At 64.9% G+C, this 19,468-nt stretch carries 20 protein-coding genes and 1 pseudogene; 12 read left to right on the top strand and 9 right to left on the bottom strand.

The window, feature by feature from the left end; translation table 11 throughout:
* Positions 1-65: 65 nt before the first annotated feature.
* The 6 genes and pseudogenes from K5H97_RS15640 to K5H97_RS30025 form a co-directional block, all read right to left on the bottom strand.
* Positions 66-638 carry a hypothetical protein gene (locus K5H97_RS15640; RefSeq protein WP_028691556.1) on the bottom strand — a complete coding sequence of 191 codons (573 nt, stop codon included), beginning with the start codon at positions 636-638 and terminating at the stop codon, positions 66-68.
* A 1-nt stretch (position 639) separates the two neighbouring features.
* On the bottom strand, positions 640-1,083 hold the full coding sequence (locus K5H97_RS15635) for a hypothetical protein (protein ID WP_028691555.1): 444 nt from the start codon (positions 1,081-1,083) through the stop codon (positions 640-642).
* 298 nt (positions 1,084-1,381) lie between these two features.
* Entirely contained in the window at positions 1,382-1,933 is a 552-nt protein-coding gene (locus K5H97_RS15630) for an AAA family ATPase (protein ID WP_028691554.1), read from the bottom strand.
* A complete protein-coding gene (pnuC, locus tag K5H97_RS15625; protein ID WP_028691553.1) occupies positions 1,930-2,496 on the bottom strand; it encodes a nicotinamide riboside transporter PnuC in 567 nt (188 codons plus the stop codon). Before pnuC ends, K5H97_RS15630 begins: the two co-directional genes overlap by 4 nt.
* 95 nt (positions 2,497-2,591) lie before the next feature.
* On the bottom strand, positions 2,592-3,326 hold the full coding sequence (locus K5H97_RS30030) for a methyl-accepting chemotaxis protein (RefSeq protein WP_371877800.1): 735 nt from the start codon (positions 3,324-3,326) through the stop codon (positions 2,592-2,594).
* Between the two features lie 138 nt (positions 3,327-3,464).
* Positions 3,465-4,136, bottom strand: a pseudogene (locus K5H97_RS30025) (cache domain-containing protein); the annotation flags it as partial.
* Positions 4,137-4,526: 390 nt separating this feature from the next.
* Here K5H97_RS30025 and K5H97_RS15615 point away from each other — a divergent pair.
* Both K5H97_RS15615 and K5H97_RS15610 read left to right on the top strand, forming a co-directional pair.
* On the top strand, positions 4,527-5,357 hold the full coding sequence (locus tag K5H97_RS15615) for an undecaprenyl-diphosphate phosphatase (protein ID WP_028691551.1): 831 nt from the start codon (positions 4,527-4,529) through the stop codon (positions 5,355-5,357).
* 1 nt (position 5,358) lies between these two features.
* Positions 5,359-5,778 carry a DUF1294 domain-containing protein gene (locus tag K5H97_RS15610; protein WP_028691550.1) on the top strand — a complete coding sequence of 140 codons (420 nt, stop codon included), beginning with the start codon at positions 5,359-5,361 and terminating at the stop codon, positions 5,776-5,778.
* A gap of 12 nt (positions 5,779-5,790) precedes the next feature.
* On the opposite strand, the gene K5H97_RS15605 is transcribed toward K5H97_RS15610, so the two are convergent.
* Complete coding sequence (locus K5H97_RS15605; RefSeq protein WP_028691549.1) at positions 5,791-6,459, bottom strand: HAD family hydrolase; 669 nt, start codon at positions 6,457-6,459, stop codon at positions 5,791-5,793.
* A gap of 159 nt (positions 6,460-6,618) precedes the next feature.
* Here K5H97_RS15605 and K5H97_RS15600 point away from each other — a divergent pair, with 159 nt between their 5' ends.
* The 8 genes from K5H97_RS15600 (at position 6,619) to K5H97_RS15565 (ending at position 16,145) form a co-directional block, all read left to right on the top strand.
* Positions 6,619-7,029 (top strand): acyl-CoA thioesterase, encoded by a 411-nt coding sequence (locus K5H97_RS15600; RefSeq protein ID WP_028691548.1) that lies wholly within the window; start codon positions 6,619-6,621, stop codon positions 7,027-7,029.
* Positions 7,030-7,298: 269 nt separating this feature from the next.
* The gene (locus K5H97_RS15595) at positions 7,299-7,826 is read left to right on the top strand and encodes a thioesterase family protein (RefSeq protein ID WP_051555706.1); all 528 of its coding nucleotides are present in this window, start codon (positions 7,299-7,301) and stop codon (positions 7,824-7,826) included.
* 160 nt (positions 7,827-7,986) lie between these two features.
* Positions 7,987-8,748, top strand: coding sequence for a hypothetical protein (locus tag K5H97_RS15590; RefSeq protein ID WP_028691547.1), 762 nt, complete (start codon positions 7,987-7,989; stop codon positions 8,746-8,748).
* A gap of 3 nt (positions 8,749-8,751) precedes the next feature.
* On the top strand, positions 8,752-10,350 hold the full coding sequence (locus K5H97_RS15585) for a hypothetical protein (RefSeq protein ID WP_028691546.1): 1,599 nt from the start codon (positions 8,752-8,754) through the stop codon (positions 10,348-10,350).
* A gap of 70 nt (positions 10,351-10,420) precedes the next feature.
* Positions 10,421-11,029 carry a transcriptional repressor LexA gene (gene lexA / locus K5H97_RS15580; RefSeq protein ID WP_081791599.1) on the top strand — a complete coding sequence of 203 codons (609 nt, stop codon included), beginning with the start codon at positions 10,421-10,423 and terminating at the stop codon, positions 11,027-11,029.
* The gene (gene imuA, locus K5H97_RS15575; RefSeq protein ID WP_028691544.1) at positions 11,029-11,649 is read left to right on the top strand and encodes a translesion DNA synthesis-associated protein ImuA; all 621 of its coding nucleotides are present in this window, start codon (positions 11,029-11,031) and stop codon (positions 11,647-11,649) included. The genes lexA and imuA overlap by 1 nt, the downstream gene beginning before the upstream one ends.
* Positions 11,650-11,655: 6 nt before the next feature.
* The gene (locus tag K5H97_RS15570) at positions 11,656-13,074 is read left to right on the top strand and encodes a Y-family DNA polymerase (protein ID WP_028691543.1); all 1,419 of its coding nucleotides are present in this window, start codon (positions 11,656-11,658) and stop codon (positions 13,072-13,074) included.
* Positions 13,071-16,145: an error-prone DNA polymerase gene (locus K5H97_RS15565; protein WP_028691542.1), complete on the top strand. Its 3,075-nt coding sequence runs from the start codon at positions 13,071-13,073 to the stop codon at positions 16,143-16,145. Before K5H97_RS15570 ends, K5H97_RS15565 begins: the two co-directional genes overlap by 4 nt.
* 90 nt (positions 16,146-16,235) lie before the next feature.
* Here K5H97_RS15565 and K5H97_RS15560 read toward each other — a convergent pair whose 3' ends face one another.
* Positions 16,236-17,057 carry an aldo/keto reductase gene (locus K5H97_RS15560; RefSeq protein WP_028691541.1) on the bottom strand — a complete coding sequence of 274 codons (822 nt, stop codon included), beginning with the start codon at positions 17,055-17,057 and terminating at the stop codon, positions 16,236-16,238.
* Positions 17,045-17,950: a LysR family transcriptional regulator gene (locus K5H97_RS15555; protein WP_028691540.1), complete on the bottom strand. Its 906-nt coding sequence runs from the start codon at positions 17,948-17,950 to the stop codon at positions 17,045-17,047. Before K5H97_RS15555 ends, K5H97_RS15560 begins: the two co-directional genes overlap by 13 nt.
* Positions 17,951-18,069: 119 nt before the next feature.
* On the opposite strand from K5H97_RS15555, the gene K5H97_RS15550 reads away from it, so the two are divergent.
* Positions 18,070-18,768: a CoA transferase subunit A gene (locus K5H97_RS15550; protein ID WP_028691539.1), complete on the top strand. Its 699-nt coding sequence runs from the start codon at positions 18,070-18,072 to the stop codon at positions 18,766-18,768.
* A gap of 35 nt (positions 18,769-18,803) precedes the next feature.
* Entirely contained in the window at positions 18,804-19,460 is a 657-nt protein-coding gene (locus tag K5H97_RS15545; RefSeq protein WP_028691538.1) for a CoA transferase subunit B, read from the top strand.
* The last annotated feature ends 8 nt before the right edge of the window (positions 19,461-19,468 follow it).

Genomic DNA, 19,468 nt, shown 5'->3' with positions numbered 1-19,468 from the left:
GCTCTTCCCCCAGACTCCGCGAAGAACCTTTATTTTAGGTTAAGTGTTGTTGTTACCTGTTTGGGTCAATCCGCGACCCGGATGCTCAGGGTGTTGGCCGTTCGGTTTCCCACCCCTGCACTCTGATTCAACTGCACCACGCCACGGCTACCGGTGAATGCCTGGTCGCTGATGCTGACCTGGCGATGGCCGGGTGTCTGGGCAGTTGGATCCGAGTTGTTGATCAGCGCCACGTTCTGTTGCAGAAGGACGCTGTCGTCGATGCTTTGCGGCTGGGCACTGACGCTGATGCGCAGTGCGTTGGCTTGTTGGTTGCTGGCGCCGGCGCTCTGGTTGACACCGAGGATGCCGTTGCCGTGACTGAAGGCCGTGCCCTGGATGCTGGACTGCGCGTCCATCGAAGGATCGACCTGGGTGCGCAGGCGCTGGCGGATCTGCGTGCTGGCGTTGGCGTCGTGGCCAATGGCGATGGCCCGGGCGTTGACCTGTTGCTGTTGGTCGCCGGCCGCCTGGTTGACCCCAAGGTTGCCTTGGTATTGCGCGCCCGAGCTGTCAATGGTGGCGTTGTTGATCACGGGGGATTGGGCGAAGGCCGAAGCACTGCACAGCGTGGCCAGGATCAGCAGCGAATGCCTCATGTTACTGGCCCCCGTTGAGGATCTTCAGGGCGCCCAGGCCTTGCTGGACGTTCGAATTGACCATGTTGGCGATACCGTTGCCGCCCGAGCCCGAGCCACGTCCGCCGGCGATGTTGGGCAACTGGGTCTGGTTGCCGATGTTGGCGCCGATGGTATTGGTCTGCTGGGTGATCAGCGAGTTGATCCCTGCACCGCTGGTGATGCCGGCGAAGTCGCCATCGCTCAGCTCACTGGTCTGCCTGAGAATGTGCGCGGACGGGTTAGTGTTGACGGTGACTGGATTCGGGTCGGGGATCATGGGCGCGCGGATCGCACTGCGGGTCTGCACCTCGCGAGTGATCACGACGATGCCGTTGTCTGCCTGGACAGGCAGGCTGAAGCTGGACCCCAACGCGCAACCGAGCAGCAGGAGGTGACAGATCTTGCCTTTTTCTGGTTTCCCCACGATGGCAATTCCTTCTTCGGCGTTTGGGCCAGGGGCCGCGTTGCCAGAAGAAGAGCAGAAGCTGTGCCGGTTTTGGTTATTGCTTAAGAATCAGGATCTTGGGTGGGAAGTGCTGGTGCGTCAGAGAATTGTTGTATCAGGGCTGAGACAGATCTCGGGTGAGGAGAGGGTCAAACCCTGCAATACTGGGCTTCGAGGGGAATTCGCCGCAGGTGTATCAACGGTGTGACACTGCCCCCGAAACTGTGGGATTACGCGCAAATCCGGGGGCTATGGCCGTTCGATGTGTATCAGCGGCTTAACATTCAGTGGGGAAAACCGGTGCTTTTCCGTCAAGCAAGCGTTGCACCGAGCTCAGCACCTTGGCGCTACGTTGCGGCCAGTCACCGTCGATGACCTGTAGATTCTGCCGGTGACCTTGCAACCAGGCCAGGCTGTCGTCGAAAAACGCCTGGCGTTCTTCCAGTCGTGGTTGGCAGCGTTGTCCATCACCGACCCATTCGACGCCTTCGGGGCGTAGCAGCAGGTGCAGGTCGTAGTGGCGCGCCTTCAGTGCCTCCTCGATCCAGGCAGGGCAGTCGCCAAACAGTGCCCGGCTCCAGAGGATGTTGCTGAGCAGGTGAGTATCGAGAATCAGCAGTTCCGGCGCTTGCTCTCGGCCCTGGTCTTCCCAAGCCAGCTGACCGCGGGCGATGGCGGGGATGTCGGCGTAGCAGGTGTCACGTTGCTCACAGTCCATGAAGTGGCGGACATATTCCCCCACCAGCACGCCGCCGAAATGCGCCTGGATCTCGCCGCTCAGCCAGCTCTTGCCGCTGGACTCCGGGCCGCACAGCACCAGGACCTTCATGCCGCCGCCAGCGCCGGATCGCGGCGCCACTCCAGCCAGCCGCGCACGGCGATCAGGGTGAACAGGGCATAGAGCGCGGCGGTGAGGTACAGGCCCTTGTACAGGAACAGGCCGACGAAGATCACGTCCACCACCACCCACAACGCCCAGCATTGCAGACGCTTCTGCGCCATCCACAGCTGCGCCACCAGGCTGAAACCTGTGAGGGCGGCGTCCAGCCAGGGCTGGGCGGCGTCGGTCCAGTGCGCCATGCCCGCGCCCAGCAGCAGGCTGGCCAGCAGGCCGGCCGCCAGGCCTTTGAGCATTGGCGCGGGGGCGAGGCGGGTCACCTGGCGGGCGTCCTCGATGCGGTCCGGCCGGGTCCACTGCCACCAGCCGTACAGCTGCAGCACCGCGTAGACCAGTTGCAGGAGCATGTCCGAGTACAGTTTCACCTCGTAGAAGATCCAGCTGTACAGCACCACCATCACCAGGCCGATCGGCCAGCACCAGGGGTTCTGCTTGACGGTGAGCCAGACGGCGATGACGCCGAGCGCGGCGGCGAAGAGTTCGAGGCCGGACATCGGCGATCCTTGGGCGGGGAAAGGCGGGATGCTAACCGCTTCGAGCGGGACGCTTCAAGCAGCGGGCGGACGTATCAGCCCGCCGCTTGCCGCCGCTAGACCCTGAACTGGCGCAACAGTTGCTCCAGCTCTTCGCTCAGCCGCGCCAGGGCCACCCCGGCGTCGCTGGACTGGCGCGCCGCCTCGGCGGTCTGCTGCGATAGGTCGGCTGTTTCGGTGACGTTGCGGTTGATTTCCTCGACCACATGGGACTGCTGCAGGGTGGCGCTGGCGATCGAGGCGTTGAGCGCGCCCAGGTTGCCCAGCGCCTGGCTGATGGCATCCAGGCTGCTGCCGGCCTCGCGGGCCTGCTCAACGGTCTGGCGCGAAGCTTCGCTGCTGGTGTCGATGGCTCGTACCGCGGCCTCCGACTGCCCTTGCAGATGCTCGATCATGGTCTGGATCTCGGCGGTCGACTGGGCGGTGCGCTGGGCCAGCAGGCGCACCTCGTCGGCGACCACGGCGAAACCACGGCCCTGTTCACCGGCGCGAGCGGCCTCGATGGCGGCGTTGAGCGCCAGCAGGTTGGTCTGTTCGGCGATCGAGCGGATCACCTCGAGAACACCTCCGATCTTCGTACTGTGGCTGGCCAGTTCGCGGATCACCTGCACCGCCTGCTCGATGGTCGCCGAGAGCCGGTCGATCTGCTGCAGGCTGCCGTGGATCGCCTGCTGGCCGTGGCCGACCTGGGTCTGGGCGTTGCGCATCTCGCTGGAGGCCTGTTCGGCGTGCTTGGCCACGTCGTGCACAGCGTAGGAAACCTCGTTGATGGCGGTGGCCACCTGGTCCATTTGCAGCGATTGCTGGGTGCTGCGGGCCTGGGCCGCGCCTGCGTTGTCGCCGACATGGCCGGCCGACTCGGCCAGGGCATGGGCGGCGCCCTGCAATTGGCCGATTACGCCCTGCAACTTGCCGTTGAAGCGGTTGAAGTGCTCGCCCAGGTGAGTGATTTCATCACGCCCATGGGTGTCCAGGCGTCGGGTCAGGTCGCTTTCGCCGCTGGCGATGGTGCCCATGGCCTGCACGGCTTCCTGCAGCGGACGGGCGATGCTGCGGGCGATCAGCATCACCAGCAGGGCCATCAGCAGGGCAATGCCCAGGCCCAACAGCGAGGCGTCACGCAGCTGGCGGGCGAACTCGGCCTGCACGTCGTCGATGTACACCCCCGAGCCGATGATCCAGCCCCAGGGCTTGAATAACTGGATATAGGACGTTTTCTCCACCGGTTCGCTGGCGCCCGGTTTGGGCCAGCGATAGTCGACCGGCCCCGCGCCCTGGCTGCGGGCCAGGGCGACCATTTCGTTGAACACAGCAAAGCCATCCGGGTCGCGGATGGCCGAGAGGTCCTGGCCATCGAGCTTGGGGTTGGCCGGGTGCATGATCATCTTCGGTTGCAGGTCGTTGATCCAGAAATAGTCGTTCTGGTCGTAGCGCAGGCCGCGCACCACTTGCAGGGCTTGTTGCTGCGCGGCTTCGCGGGTGAGCGTGCCGGCGGCCTCCAGGCCCTGGTAATACGTCAGGATGCCGGCGGCGGTCTGCACCACGTGGCGGGTCTTTTCGGCCTTGGCCTGGTACAGGTCGCCGTGGAGCTGGCGCAGCATCAGCAGGCCCAGCACCAGCAGCATGGCCACGGCCACCAGCAGGATCAGCCACAGGCGGCGGCTGATCGACATCGACCTCAGGGTCTTCATGATGCGTTACTCCAGTCTTTGTTCTTTTTATCCAGGGCATCCAAGCATGCTTTGCCGCCGGCCCCCACTCGACCAACGGCTAATGAGTCTTTCTTGACATCCCGTGTAGCAGCTAACGCAAGCCTTGAAACACAGGCTCTGCTAGGATTTCGGCCGCGTCAGATGAAACCTTTAGGCAACCGCGTTTTTCAGCTGGCCTTGGCAGCTACAGTCACTGTAAAAAGCACGCGCCGCGTGCGGCATCATTGAGTCAATCAAAACAAGCGGCCTGCCATGCGCAGCGTCGCACTTGGGGGAAGGATGGATTTTTGGAGTGCCTTGCAGGCAATCATCTTGGGCGTGGTCGAGGGGCTGACGGAGTTCCTGCCCATTTCGAGCACCGGGCACCAGATCATCGTTGCCGACGTGATCGGCTTTGGCGGCGAACGCGCCATGGCGTTCAACATCATCATTCAGCTGGGGGCCATCCTGGCGGTGGTGTGGGAGTTCCGGCGCAAGATCCTCGACGTGGTACTGGGCCTGCCCACGCAGGGGCCGGCGCGGCGCTTCACCGCCAACCTGCTGATCGCGTTCTTCCCGGCGGTGGTGTTGGGCGTGCTGTTCGCCGACCTGATCCACGAGTACCTGTTCAACCCCGTTACCGTCGCCGCCGCGCTGGTGGTGGGCGGGGTGATCATGCTGTGGGCCGAGCGTCGCCAGCACCGCGTGGAGGTCGACCATGTCGACGAGATGCGCTGGAGCCATGCGCTGAAGATCGGTTTCGTCCAGTGCCTGGCAATGATCCCCGGCACCTCTCGGTCGGGCTCGACCATTATCGGTGGCCTGTTGTTCGGCCTGTCGCGCAAGGCGGCCACCGAGTTCTCGTTCTTCCTGGCGATGCCCACCATGGTCGGTGCGGCAGTGTATTCGGGGTACAAGTACCGTGAGTTGTTCCAGCCGGGTGACTTGCCGGTGTTCGCGCTCGGTTTCGTGGTGTCGTTCATTTTCGCCATGATCGCTGTGCGCGGGCTGCTCAAGTTCATCGCCAACCACAGCTATGCGGTGTTTGCCTGGTACCGGATCGCCTTCGGCCTGCTGATCCTGGCGACCTGGGAATTCGGCTGGGTCGATTGGTCGACGGCGCACGGCTGACATGGCGCGCAGGCATAACGCGCCCACGGGCGAGGCGGGCATACGCCATTTACGCCTGAAAATGCTGATGCTGGTGGTACTATGCCTGTTGCCGCTTTTCGGCGGTGTGCAAATGGGCCTGGGCGGCCGAACATGGCTGCCCTTGGCAATGTACCTGGCGGCGAGCCTGGTCAGCCTGTTGTTGTACTGGCAGGACAAACAGCAAGCCCGCAGCCAGGCTTGGCGTACCCCCGAGAAGGTGCTGCACGCCAGTGAGCTGCTGGGCGGCTGGCCGGGCGCGCTGGTGGCGCAGCAGCTGTTTCGGCACAAGACCCGGAAGGTCTCCTACCAGGTGGTGTTCTGGGGGATCGTCCTGCTGCACCAGGTGTTCTGGGTCGACTACCTGTTCCTGGCGGGGCGTTGGAGCAAGGTCGTGATATGAGGGATTTTCCGATCAATCACACTGTCGCTGCATCCGTTCGATCAGATCCCACAACCGCGGATCATCATACGTCTCGATCACCAGGCTAGCCCCAGCCTCCATCAGCCGTTCGGCAGGCTGGGTGGTCGCCAGCCCCACGGTGAAGATTCCGGCATCGACGGCGGCCTTGACCCCCGGCAGCGAATCCTCGAACGCCAGCGCCTGCCCGGCCTTGGCTCCCAGGCGCTGCAGCCCGGTGAGGTAGGGCAGGGGATCGGGCTTGGGGCGGGCCAGTTCGTCCGCTACCAGCACATGCTCGAAACGTGCGCCCAGGCTCATGGCCCCGAGCATGTGTTCGGCGTTCAGGCGCGGCGCGTTGGTCACCACGCACATGCCGATTCCCTGTCGTTCGGCGTGGTCCAGCAGGCGCAGCAGGCCGGGCATCGGCGCCAGTGTCGGTGACAGCTCACGGAACAGTGCTTCCTTGCGCTCGGCCAAGGCCTGGCGGCTGGCGGCATCGGCCTGTGGGAACAGTTCGGCGAACAACAGGCCGTTGGCGCGGCCGCTGACCTGAGTGTTGAACTGCTCCTGCGTCAGCTCGCGACCGTCATGGTCGAACAGCAGCTTGCGGAAGGCTTGCAGGTGCAAGGTGTCGGTATCGGTGAGGGTCCCATCGAGGTCGAACAGCAGGGCGGTCAGCATTGGGCATCCTGAGGCTGGAGAAACCATTCAGCATCATAAGGGATCAGGGTTGGAAAATGTACTTGGCGGGCAGTGCGGGGGTAAGTCAAGGTGCCAGCCGTTTTACCGTGTGCGTTAGTATGGCCTGCCAGGCATTCCTAGCACGGAGCACCCAACGCCATGCCTTTTGTCACCACCCGCAAGATCCTGTTCGGCGACTGCGACCCCGCCGGGATCGTCTATACACCGCGTATCTCCTATTTCGTCATCGAGGCGGTCCACGAGTTTCTCTCCCACTGCCTGGGCGGCGAAGGCCTGCGCAGGTTGTTCGCCATGGGCGTGATGCCGCCGGCGCGGGCCCTGTCCATCGAGTTCCTGGCACCCATGGCTTGGGATGATCTGATCAGCGTGCAGGTCAGCAGTGGCGAGCCGGGTACCACTTCGTTCAGTTTTGCCGTCGAGGCGCGCGGCGCCGGTGGCGAAGTCTGCTTTCGCGCCAGCATGACCCAGGTGTGCGTCTGCCCTGAGAGCAAGCAGCCGGTTGCAGTGCCCGAGGCATTACGCCAGGCATTGTGCAAGCACATGGACTAGCGGAGCACCGCGACGAATAGTTTTCCAATAAAAGAACAAACGTTTCAGCATCAATTGAATATAAAGTCCGAACGTGACCGGTTATTCAGTTGGCGTTTTTAGAGTAATTAAGGTGTTGGCCTCTGGTTGCTCCCGGTGAAAGCTGTTAGTTTCGCCACCGCTGAGAGGCAAACAAGCAGGCCTGCAATGCGCCGCTTGCAGCCAACCGATTAATCAACGGTTGGTTGAACAGGGAACGATAATAAAAAATCCTAGGGAGGGATAACCGGATGAACCTTTACATCCGCCTGTTGCTGGCTGTTCTGCGTGGTTTCTTCAAGCCGCCCATGGCCCTGACCGACACGCTGCACCGCACGTTGCGGGTCTGGCCGAACGATATCGACATCAACAAGCACATGAACAATGGCCGTTACATGACCATCGCCGATTTGTTCATGCTGGAACTTTGTCTGCGCGCGAAAATCCTCATTCCAGCCTTCAAGTTGGGCTGGAAGCCGATGCTCGGCGGCAACTTGGTCGTCTACAAGAAGCAACTTTCAATTTTCGAGAAGTACACAGCTGAATTCAGCATCTGCTGCCTCGACGAGAACTGGACTTACTTCCAGTACAGCTTCTTCAACAGCGCAGGCGACGTGGTCGTGACTGGCTACTCCAAAGGCGCCTGGGTTGGCCGCAAGGGCCTGGTCGCCAACGCGGTGATCGCCGAGAAGCTCAAGGTGCAGCCCACCACCGCGGCGATGCCCGAAGCCGTGAGGAAATGGCTGGAAGCTGAAGCCCACGTCCTCGGCAAGGCCTGAGCCAGGCCGCATTGCGGCCCTCTTGCCAGCCACCTGATACCTGCAACGCCTGTCCATTGCTCCACCGTCCCCGGCCTCTGGCCCGGGCGTGCGCGGCAGGCTTTGCCGTGCCCGGCGTTCACGCCGCACATCGATCCATGAACGAGTAGGGAAACCCCTCATGCCGAACACATTGCTGTTGATGCTGGCCTTCTTCGCCGCCTTCCTGCTGGTCGCCGAGCTGTTCAGGCGCTACCGCCTGGTGGGCCTGACCTTCTTCGTGCTGTCGCTGCCGGCGCTGCTGGTGCCCAACGCCAACCTGTTCATGCGCATCAAGACCATCAGCGTGCTGCTGCCCATGTGTTTCCTGGCCTATGCCCGCTACAAGCCAAGGATCGAAGGCTTCATCTACAAGCTGATCTACCTGGTGATCGTGCTGAACATCATCGAGGCCTCGGTGATCGACTGGCAGACCGGCAACATCCTCAACATCGTCGCCGCCGTGGGGCTGATCGTCTGCCTGCCGTACTCGCGCAAGCATTGGGAGGTTTCCGGGCGACACAGTGATTTCGTGGTGCATGTCCCGGCCTACTGGCCCTACCTCTACACCACCTGGAACCTGTGTTTCCTGTACTCGGCGCGGATCACCACCTTCGGCTACGCCCTGCCGCTGTTGCTGGCGCCGGTGGCCTACGCCTTGCTGCTGCGACGCTCGGACCTGTACTTCCAGGCCCGTGCCTACACCTTCGGTTTCTACCTGTTCGTGCGCACGCTGGCCGGCGACACACCCCTGATGAACCTGCCGGCCTTCGACCTGACGGGCTGGTACAGCCCTGACGCGGCGCTCGCCTGGAGCGTCGTCAACGTGATTTTTACAGGCGCCTGCCTGTACAGCTACGGCGCAAGCCGCAACAAGAACAAAGCGATCGAACAAGGAGTTTGAAGCATGCTGGAAGTCATCCTGCTGGCGTTTTTCATCACCGTCAGCCCCGTGATCATACTGATGAGCAAAACCCGCGCCGAGCCGTTGAAGCATGTGTACGTGGGCCTGTACTACGTGAAGTTCGTACCGCTGCTGCTGGCGTTGTACGCGGTCAATCTCGGCACCAGCTTCCTGACCTGGAAGTGGGTTCAGCTGAAATGGCTGCTGCCTCGTTACTTCGGCTATCGCCACTACAACCGCGATTCCATCTCGATGGAAAGCACGCCGATCCCGGGCACCGACTACCACATGGGCTACATCCCCAAGAAGCTGCCCGCCGAGCTGGTCTACCGCTGGAGAAAGGACAAGGTCTACCACAACTACATCCAGTCGATCATCAAGGCCAACCGCGACTACTACAAGGTACCGCTGGGTCAGTTCCCACAGCCGACGGCCATCTCGGACGAGGACCTGCGGGTGTTCCTGATGTCGTCGCAGATCACCCACTACCTGCAGACGGTCGATGGCGTGTCGACCTTCGACATGCGTGACTTCACCCGGGAGATCCGCCTGTCCAGCTCGGTGTTCGACGTGGCCAGCATCGCCATTGCCGAGGATTTTGCCGCCGACAGCATGCGCATCACCCTGCGCGACGGCTTCAGCGTCGGCCCGGGCGAGCCGGACTGGGACCTGGCCAAGGTGTACTTCATGTCCAACACCATGGTGTTCTTCATCCTTGGCGCGCACCTGCACCACCATCTGTTCTTCGCCGAAATGGGCGCGGCATTCCTGTTCAACCTGGTGCCCAAGGATTGCAACTTCCACAAGCTGATGGACCCGCACACCGCCTATATCCTGATGCTCAATCACCAGTTCAAGGAGTCGCCGCTGTCGCTGCGCGAAACCACCGGCATCGCCGACAAGTTCCTCTACAGCTGCATCGGCTACTACTCGGCGCAGACCTTCTACAAGGTCGGCTATGAAAACGCCCTGAACATGTACAACAAACGCCAGACCGAGGACCAGGCGCTGACCCAGAAATTCGAGATCAGGTTCGCCATACCGTTCGACCAGTACCTCAATGGCCAGCACGTGCTCAATGCCCAGTACCGCGACTACTACGCGGCGGTGCTGAAGTTCGTCTCGGCCAGCTACGACGACCTGCTGCGTGACGGCTCCGAGCCCTACATCAACAACTGGGTTGCCGAGCTGTGCCGTTACGTCAACCTGCCGTGCCAGTCCGGCGACAGGGACTTCAACATCGAAGTGATCGCCACCTATATCTGGTACGTGTCGTTCGTCCACTCCCTGGAGCACTACCAGTTCCACAAGTACAAGATGAACTACTGCCTGCTGACCCGGGTGCCGCTCTCGGTTGCCAGGCACCTGCCGCGGGACCAGGTGTTCAGCCAGTACGACATCTGGAAGTCCAAGCACATCGTGCACACCTTCGGCAAGAACCACCTCAATGCCGGCGTATCGGAAAGCTATGCCGACCTGGACTACAAGTTCCGCGACCTGGCGCTGATCGACAGGCAGGAGCAGTTGAAGAAGGACGTGCTGGGGCTGCTGGAAAAACACCAGACGCCGAGCGAGGCGATCGCCCTGTCCATTCGCTACTGAGGCAGGGTGGGGAGGGCCGGCGACGAAGGGAGCTGTTCAGTGTTATGAAAAAAGAGTACAAATGTGCTCCATGGACACTTTATCCCCCAAACGCCGCGCCATCCTCGCGTTCATCCGCGAGCGCATCACCGATCAAGGTCAGCCACCGTCGCTGGCCGATATCGCCGAGCGCTTCGGTTTCGCCTCGCGCAGCGTGGCGCGCAAGCACATCACCGCCCTGAGCCAGGCCGGGTTCATCGACGTCACGCCCAACCAGGCGCGTGGCATCCGCCTGGCCGAGCCCCTGCGCCGGCCCGAGATCCTCGAGGTGCCGGTGCTTGGCCAGGTCGCCGCCGGTGCGCCGATCGGCCCCGACCTCGATATCCACGAGCAACTGCTGCTCGACCCCAGCCTGTTTCGACGCACCCCCGACTACCTGCTCAAGGTGCGCGGCGACTCGATGGTCGACGACGGCATCTTCGACGGTGACCTGGTCGGCATTCGCCAGCAGGGTGAGGCCCGTGACGGGCAGATCGTGGTCGCCCGGCTCGACGGCGAAGTCACCATCAAGCGCCTGCAGCGCACCCGTGATGGCTATCGCCTGCTGCCCCGCAACCCGGCCTATGCCCCCATCGACGTGACCCCAGGGCACGAATTCTTCATCGAAGGCGTGTTCTGCGGCCTGCTGAGGCGTGACTGATGGGCGCCGTGGTCGACCTCGACCGTTTGCTCGACCAGCGCCAGGTATGGCGCGGGCGGCAGGCCCAGGCACGTCCGCAGGGCCTGCAGCCCACCGGGCATGCCGGCCTCGACCAGCGCCTGCCGGAAGGCGGCTGGCCGGCGGCGGCGCTGAGCGAACTGCTGCTGGCCAGCCCCGGTTGCGGCGAACTGCAGCTGCTCTGGCCGACGCTAGCCCGGCTGACGGGCGAGGGGCAGCGGGTGGTGCTGGTGGCGCCGCCGTTCATCCCCTATGCGCCGGCCTGGCAGGCCGCCGGGGTGGACCTGCGCTGGCTGGTGCAGGTCGACGCCGAGGCGATCGATGCCTTGTGGGCCGCCGAGCAGTGCCTGCGCTCGGGCAGTTGCGCCGCCGTGCTGTGCTGGCCAGAGCGTGCCGACGACCGTGCCCTGCGGCGCCTGCAGGTGGCTGCGGAGACCGGCGATGCGCTGGCGTTCGCCTGTCGCCCGCACCAGGCCGCGCTGAACCCTTCGCCCGCCGCCCTGCGCATTGCCCTCGACCTGCGTCCGGCGCAGTGGCGCGTGCTCAAGTGCCGGGGCGGCCTGGCGCCGGTCACGCCCATCGCCTGCCCCGGGCGGGAGTAATGCGCCATGCTCTGGGCCTGCATCCTGTTGCCACAGCTGGCGCTGGACACCGTCCTGCGCGAACGCGACGACCCCGAGGCGCCGCTGGTGCTGCTGGGCGGTCCGCCCCAGCGCCGTGTGCTGCGGGCGGTCAACCCGGCGGCCAGTGAGCTGGGGCTGCGCGCAGGGCAGACGCTGACCGCCGCCCGCGCCCTGGCCGACGGTTTCACCTGCGTCGAGGTCGAGCCGGCGCGTATCGAGCAGTTGCAGCAGTTGCTGGCGGCCTGGGCCTACCGTTTCAGCGCCCAAGTCAGTCTTTACTATCCCCGTGCGTTGCTGCTGGAGGTGGGCTCGAGCCTGCAACTGTTCGGCCCCTGGCCGCTGTTCGAGGCGCGCTTGCGCCAGGAACTGGCGGCGCTGGGGCTGCGCCAGCGCATTGTCGTGGCCAGCAACCCGGTGGCGGCGAGGATGCTCGCCAACGGCCATGACGGCCTGGCGCTGACCTGCCCGCAGGCGACCCGCGCCGCCTTGCTGGAGATGCCCGTCAACCGTGTCGGCCTGCCGGTCGACGCAGTCGAGGCCTTCGCCCGCATGGGGCTGCACCGGCTCGAGCAGGTGCTGGCGCTGCCGCGCGATGCCTTGGCCAGGCGCTTCAGCGCCCAGGTGCAACTGCACCTGGACCAGTTGCTCGGCCTGCGCAACCTGGGGCTGGACTTCTACCAGCCGCCCGATCGTTTCGAGGCGCGGCTGGAGCTGAACTTCGATGTCGAGTCGCATCAGGCGCTGCTGTTCCCCTTGCGTCGCCTCATCAGTGACCTGGCGGCCTTCCTCGCCGGGCGCGACTGCGGCGTGCAGCGTTTCGAGCTGCACCTGGAGCACGCCGAAGGCGCGGACACCGTGCTCAAGGTTGGCCTGCTGGCCGCCGAGCGCGACGCTTCGCTGCTGTTCGAGCTGGCCCGTGGCCGCCTGGAGCCGCTGCGTATCCCGGCGCCGGTGCGCAACCTGCGCCTGCTGGCCGCCGACCTGCCGCCCTTCGTGCCTCAACGCCAGGCGCTGTTCGACCCGCGCGCGCAGCAGGTCCAGCCCTGGGAGCAGTTGCGTGAACGGCTGCGGGCGCGGCTCGGTGACGAGGCGGTCAGGGGGCTGCGCGCCGAAGCCGACCATCGCCCCGAGCGCGCCTGGCAAGGCGTGGAGCAGGGCGCCCAAGGCCAACGGGTGATGGCCCCTGGTCGTCGTCCCGGTTGGCTGCTGCCCACGCCCCAGCTCTTGAGCGAGGCCGGCCTGCAACTGCTGGGGGCCGCCGAACGCATCGAGTCCGGTTGGTGGGACGGTGGCGACGTGCGCCGTGACTACTACCGCATCGAGACCCGCGATGGCCTGTGCGGCTGGGCCTTCCGCGACCTGGCGGCCCCGGGGCCACTGTGGTTGCAGGGCTGGTTCGCATGAACGGTCCGGCGTATGCGGAACTGCACTGTCTGTCGAACTTCAGTTTCCAGCGCGGTGCTTCCAGTGCCGACGAACTGTTTCGCCGCGCTCGCGAGCAGGGCTACCAGGCCCTGGCGATCACCGACGAATGCACGCTGGCGGGGATTGTCCGGGCCTGGCAGGCGGCGAAGCAGCATCAGTTGAAGCTGATCGTCGGCAGCGAGGTGCGGGTGCACCAGGGGCCGAAGCTGGTGCTGCTGGTGGAAGACCTTGTCGGTTACCAGAATCTCTGCGCGCTGATCACCCGCGCCCGGCGGCGCTCGGAGAAGGGCAGCTACCAGTTGCTCGTCGAGGACCTCGAGGCCCATCACCAGGGCTTGCTGGCGCTGTGGGTGGCTGAGCCCGACGACGGCGACGCGGCCTGGTTGCGGCCGCTGTTCGGCGAGCGCCTGTGGCTGGCGGTGCACCTGCATCGCGGGGCCGACGACACCCGGCGTCTGGCACAGCTGCGCGCGCTTGGGACTCGGCTGGAGATCCCGCTGGTGGCCTGCGGCGATGTGCACATGCATGTGCGCGGGCGGCGTGCGCTGCAGGACTGCATGACCGCCATCCGCGAACAGTGCGCGGTCGCCGAGGCGGGACGTTTCCTGTTCGCCAACGGCGAGCGTCACCTGCGCTCGCTCGACCAGTTGCGCGAACTGTACCCGGACGATCTGCTCGCGCCGACCCTGCGGATTGCCGGGCGCTGCACCTTCGACCTGTCCCAGCTGAACTACCAGTATCCACGGGAACTGGTGCCCGCAGGGCAGACCCCGGCCAGCTGGTTGCGCGAACTGTGCCGGCGCGGCCTGCCCGAACGCTGGCCCCAGGGCCCGAGCGACAAGGTGCGCACGGTGCTGGAACGGGAGCTGGCATTGATCGAGGAGCTGGGCTACGAGAGTTACTTCCTGACTGTCCACGACATCGTCGCCTTCGCCCGCCGCCAGCGTATCCTCTGCCAGGGGCGCGGTTCGGCGGCCAACTCGGTGGTGTGTTTCGTGCTCGGCATCACCGAGCTCGACCCCATGGAGCACCGCCTTTTGTTCGAGCGCTTCCTCTCCCGCGAGCGCAACGAGCCGCCGGACATCGACGTGGACTTCGAGCATGATCGCCGCGAAGAGGTGATCCAGTACGTGTTCCGCCGTTACGGCCGACACCGGGCGGCACTCACTGCGGTGGTCAGCAGCTACCATGCCGCCGGCGCGGTGCGCGATGTGGCCCGGGTGCTTGGCCTGCCAGCTGACCAGGTGGATGCCCTGGCCAAGTGCTGCGGACGCTGGAGCGATCGCATTCCCGATGCCGGGCGCCTGGCCGAGGCCGGCTTTGATGCGCACAGTCCCTCGCTGCGGCGCATCCTGGTGCTGGCGGGGGAACTGATCGGCTTTCCCCGGCACCTGTCGCAGCATCCCGGTGGTTTCGTCATCTCCGAGCAGCCGCTGGACCGGTTGGTGCCGGTGGAGAACGCGGCAATGGCCGAGCGCACGGTGATCCAGTGGGACAAGGATGACCTGGACATGGTCGGCCTGCTCAAGGTCGATGTGCTGGCGCTGGGCATGCTCAGCGCGCTGCGCCGCTGCTTCGACCTGATCACCCGGCACCGGGGACGCGAGTACACGCTGGCGACCCTGCCCAAGGAGGACCCGGCCACCTACGCCATGATCGGCCGCGCCGAGACCATGGGTGTGTTCCAGATCGAGTCGCGGGCACAAATGGCCATGCTGCCCCGGCTCAAGCCGGTGAAGTTCTACGACCTGGTGATCGAGGTGGCCATCGTCCGTCCCGGGCCGATCCAGGGCGACATGGTCCACCCGTACCTGCGGCGCCGGCTCAAGCAGGAGCCGGTCACCTATCCATCGGAAAAACTCCAGGCCGTCTTCGAGCGCACTCTGGGGGTGCCGTTGTTCCAGGAGCAGGTGATGGAGCTGGCCATGGTCGCCGCCGACTACAGCCCGGGCGAGGCCGACCAGCTGCGCCGCAGCATGGCCGCCTGGAAGCGCCATGGCGGGCTGGAGCCGCACCGCGAGCGGCTGATCGCGGGCATGCTGCGCAATGGCTACGAACTGGCCTTTGCCGAGCGCATCTTCGAGCAGATCAAGGGCTTTGGCAGCTACGGTTTCCCCGAGTCCCACGCCGCCAGTTTCGCCCTGCTGTGCTATGCCAGCAGTTGGCTCAAGTGCCATGAGCCGGCGATCTTCACCTGCGCACTGGTCAACAGCTGGCCGATGGGCTTCTACAGTCCCGACCAGTTGTTGCAGGAGGCCCGCCGCCAAGGGATCGAGGTGCGCCCGGTGGATGTGTTCCACAGCGACTGGGACTGCACCCTGGAGGCCGTGGGCGAGGGGGCGTTGGCCATCCGCCTGGGGTTGCGCCAGATCCGTGGCTTTGGTGAAGGCGATGCCTGCCGCCTGGCACAGGCGCGGGCACAGCGCCCGTGGCGCGACGTCGAGGACCTGTGCCTGCGCGCCGGGCTCGATGCTCGTGCCCGTGCGCGCCTGGCGGATGCCGGGGCGTTGCGCGGGCTGGTCGGTGACCGTCACCAGGCACGTTGGCAGGTGGCGGCGGTGCAATCGCAGTTGCCGTTGTTCGCCGGGCTCGAGCCGGTGTCCGAGCAGGCGGTGGCGTTGCCGGTGCCGAGTGTCGCCGAGGACCTGGCCGCTGACTACGGCACCCTGGGCACCACCCTCGGGCCGCATCCTTTGACCCTGCTGCGTTCACGCTTGCGGGCACTGGGCTGTCGCAGCTCGACGGAGCTGGCGGGGGTCGAGCATGGCGACACTGTCGCCGTGGCCGGCATCGTGGTCGGGCGCCAGCGCCCGCAGACCGCCAGCGGTGTGACCTTCGTCACCCTCGAGGATGAGCACGGGATGGTCAATGTGGTGGTCTGGCGCGACCTGGCCGAGCGCCAGCGGCGGGCACTGGTGGGTTCGAAGTTGCTCAAGGTGAGCGGGCGCCTGGAGCAGGAGAGCGGGGTACGGCACCTGATCGCCCGGCGTCTCGAGGACATCAGCCCCCTGTTGCAGGGGCTGGATGTGCGCAGCCGGGACTTCCACTAGTCATTGGCACTTGGCTTGAAGGTGGCACGGTCGGTGTGGGAGCCGGCTTGCCTACGATAGGGCCGCGGCGCGGCCCCTCGTGCAGGCAACTCAGACCATCGCCAGGCGCTGCTTGCGTGTCGGAGCGGGGAATGCCTGCTCGATGTCTTGCAGGTCTTCTTCGGCAAGCACCAGGTCGGCCGCCGCCGCATTCAGGCGCACATGCTCTGGATTGACCGCCTTGGGAATCGCGATTACCCCTTCACCCCGCGTCACCCAGGCCAGGCTCACCTGGGCCGGCGTAGCACCGTGGCGCTCAGCGACCTGCGTCATCACCGGATGGCGCAGCAGGCGCCCGGCCTGGGCCAGCGGGCAGTAGGCCATGGTCGGCAAGCCCTGCTGGCGGCTCCACGGCAGCAGGTCGAACTCGATGCCGCGCTCGGCTGGGTTGTACAGCACCTGGTTGGTGGCGCAGGCGGGGTTGTCGAGCTCGCGCAGGTCGTCAAGGTCGAAGTTGGACACGCCCCAGCGACGGATCTTGCCTTGCTCGACCAGGCGCTCGAACGCTTCGACGGTCTCCTCCAGCGGATACTGGCCGCGCCAGTGCAGCAGGTACAGGTCGATGCAGTCGGTGCCCAGGCGCCGGAGGCTGCGCTCGCAGGCGGCCGGCACAGCGCGTCGGCTGGCATTGTGCGGGTAGACCTTGCTGACCAGGAACACCTGGTCGCGACGCCCGGCGATGGCCTGGCCGACCACCTGCTCGGCGCCGCCCTCGGCGTACATTTCAGCAGTGTCGATCAGGCCCAGGCCCAGCTCGATACCCTGTTGCAGCGCCGCCACCTCGGCGGCCCTGCGGCCCGGATCTTCGCCCATGTACCAGGTACCCTGGCCGATGGCCGGAACGCGGGAACCCGCCAGATTCACGTAACGCATGTCACCTCCTGTGGATGGGTATGGGTCAGCAGCACATCGAGCAGCGCCTCGGCGGCCTTGGACAGTTTGTGATCGCCCAGGGCGATCACGCCGATGCGCCGCTCCACGGTCGGTTCGACCAACGGCACGCAACGGGCGCCGAGCTCCTGCATCTGCCCGATGCACAGCGCCGGCACCGCGCTGACGCCCAGGCCGCTGGCGACCATGCGACCGATGGTCGACAGCTGGTGGCTTTCGAAGGCCACTGCCAGCTTGCCATGGTTGGCGGCCAGGTGCTGCTCAAGCAGCAGGCGCACCGCCGAAGGCCGTTGCAGGGCGATGAAATCCTCGGCCAGCAGCTCCTGCCAACGCACCTGAGGCTGGTGGGCAAGGGGCGAGTCGGCCGGTACCACGGCGACGAAGCGGTCCATGTACAGCGGGTGAAAACGCAGCGCCTCGCTGCTTTCAGGCTCGAAGCCGATGCCCAGTTCGACGCGACGGTGGCGTACCAGTTCCAGCACCTGCTCGTTGATCACGTCGTGCACGGTGACGTTGACCTTGGGGTAGCGCTGGCGGAACACCTTGAGCGATTGCGGCAGCAGGTTGCCGGCGAAGGCCGGCATGGCCGCCACCGAGACCCGCCCCAGCTGCAGGGTAAAACGCTGTCGCAGCATCTCCTCGGTGTCGTCCCAGTCGGCCAGCAGGCGCCGGGCCAGGGGCAGCAGCACCTCGCCCTCGGGAGTCAGGCTGACGCTGCGGGTGGTGCGGGTGAGCAGGGCGCCGCCCAGGTTGTCCTCCAAGGCCTTGATGGTCAGGCTCAGGGCCGGTTGCGAGACGTGCAGATGCTCGCCGGCCTGGGCGAAGCTCTGGTACTTGGCCACGGTGACGAAGGCGCGCAGCTGCTTGACGTTCATGAGGAGTGGCCTTTTGTTTTGTAAAAATTATCAATCGATGACGAAAACAAAATTAACAAATCAGTCGACTACAGTGAAGATGACCGTACGGTTCCAACAACTACAAAAGGCGACTGAGCATGGCCGGACTGGACAAGCGTGTAGCAACTTATGAAGAGGCCCTGGCGGGCCTGACCGACGACATGACCGTGCTGGCCGGCGGCTTTGGCCTGTGCGGCATCCCCGAGAACCTCATCGCCGAGATCAAGCGCCGCGACGTCAAGGGCCTGACCGTGGTGTCCAACAACTGCGGCGTCGACGGCTTCGGCCTGGGCGTGCTGCTCGAGGACCGGCAGATCCGCAAGATGATCGCCTCCTACGTCGGCGAGAACGCCGAGTTCGAACGCCAGCTGCTCAGCGGCGAACTGGAAGTGGAACTCACCCCGCAAGGCACCCTGGCCGAGAAGATGCGTGCCGGCGGCGCCGGCATCCCGGCCTTCTTCACCGCCACCGGTTACGGCACCCCGGTTGCCGAAGGCAAGGAAGTACGCGAGTTCAACGGCCGCAAATACATCCTCGAAGAATCCATCACCGGCGACTTCGCCATTGTCAAAGGCTGGAAGGCTGACCACTACGGTAACGTGGTGTACCGCAACACCGCGCAGAACTTCAACCCGCTGGCCGCCACTGCCGGCAAGATCACCGTGGTCGAGGTCGAAGAGATCGTCGAGCCCGGCGTGCTGCTGCCCAGCGAGATCCACACCCCGGGCATCTATGTCGACCGGGTCATCGTCGGCACCTTCGAGAAGCGCATCGAAAAGCGCACCGTCAAGGCCTGAGCGCCGCCCTCAAGAACAACAAAGAGATCCTGACCATGGCATTGACCCGCGAACAAATGGCGCAACGCGTCGCCCGTGAACTGAAGGACGGCTACTACGTCAACCTCGGCATCGGCATCCCCACCCTGGTGGCCAACTACGTGCCCGACGGCATGGAAGTGATGCTGCAGTCGGAGAACGGCCTGCTGGGCATGGGCGAGTTCCCCACCGAAGCCACGATCGACGCTGACATGATCAACGCCGGCAAGCAGACGGTCACCGCCCGCCGTGGCGCGTCGATCTTCGATTCGGCGCAATCCTTCGCCATGATCCGTGGTGGCCATGTCGACCTCACCGTGCTTGGCGCCTTCGAGGTGGACGTGGAAGGCAACATCGCCTCGTGGATGATCCCCGGCAAGCTGGTCAAGGGCATGGGCGGCGCCATGGACCTGGTGGCCGGTGCCGACAACATCATCGTCACCATGACCCACGCCTCCAAGGACGGTGAGTCCAAGCTGCTGCCCAAGTGCAGCCTGCCGCTGACCGGCGCCGGCTGCATCCGCAAGGTGCTGACCGACCTGGCCTACCTTGAGATCGAAAACGGCGCCTTCATCCTGCGCGAGACCGCCCCGGGCGTGAGCATCGAGGAAATCATCGAGAAGACCGCCGGCAAGCTGATCGTGCCGGACGATGTGCAGGAAATGACTTTCTAAGCAGCACC

This window comes from Pseudomonas mosselii, assembly GCF_019823065.1.
GTDB lineage: Bacteria > Pseudomonadota > Gammaproteobacteria > Pseudomonadales > Pseudomonadaceae > Aquipseudomonas > Aquipseudomonas mosselii.
The sequence above is the reverse complement of the archived record's forward strand: the minus strand, read 5'-3'. Positions and strand labels throughout refer to the sequence as shown.